Annotated in this window: 1 protein-coding gene; it reads right to left on the minus strand. The window is 40.2% G+C overall.

Annotated features, from left to right (window positions below; all coding sequences use genetic code 11):
- Window positions 1-28: 28 nt before the first annotated feature.
- Window positions 29-415, minus strand: a complete 387-nt coding sequence (locus FC62_RS07875; protein WP_156408171.1) for an integrase core domain-containing protein — start codon at window positions 413-415, stop codon at window positions 29-31.
- Window positions 416-570: the final 155 nt, after the last annotated feature.

The following is a 570-nucleotide window of genomic DNA, read 5'->3' on the forward strand; positions in this document are numbered from 1 at the left end:
TGTCAAGTGGACAGATAAATAATTAAAATCAGGCAATATTTTTTGAGGCATGATTTCGAAATTCTTTCGGAGTCATGCCTTTTAGTGTGCTTTGTCGGCGTTCATTGTTATACCAGCTCATAAATTCCGCTATGTTGTCTATCAATTCTTGCTTTGTATTTGAAGTGTAGAACCTAAAGTACTCTTCTTTCATGTGGCTCCAGAAGCTCTCAATTGAACTATTATCACCTGGTTCTCCCGGTCGCGACATACTATGCAAGACTCCTTCAGCTGATAAGGTAGTGTTAAACAGCCCTGACACATAGCCGCTACCACGATCGCTGTGCAGTATTTCTGGTACTGCACCATATTCATTCTCAATCGCTAACTTAAATGTCTCTGTTACCAATTTTGCGGTTTCTGTATCATCTACCATCTACGCAATTATCGAATGGTCATACAGATCCTTTATCGCACTGAGCCGAAGTTTACACTGATTATTTATGCCATAGAGTAACTCGGTACAGTCTGTAACCCAATATTTATTAGCGTACCCGGGCTTAAAGTTGTGCGTATAGTCTTCGTTCAGTA

The sequence above is a fragment of the Amylolactobacillus amylotrophicus DSM 20534 genome (assembly GCF_001434555.1).
Taxonomy (GTDB): Bacteria; Bacillota; Bacilli; order Lactobacillales; family Lactobacillaceae; genus Amylolactobacillus; species Amylolactobacillus amylophilus.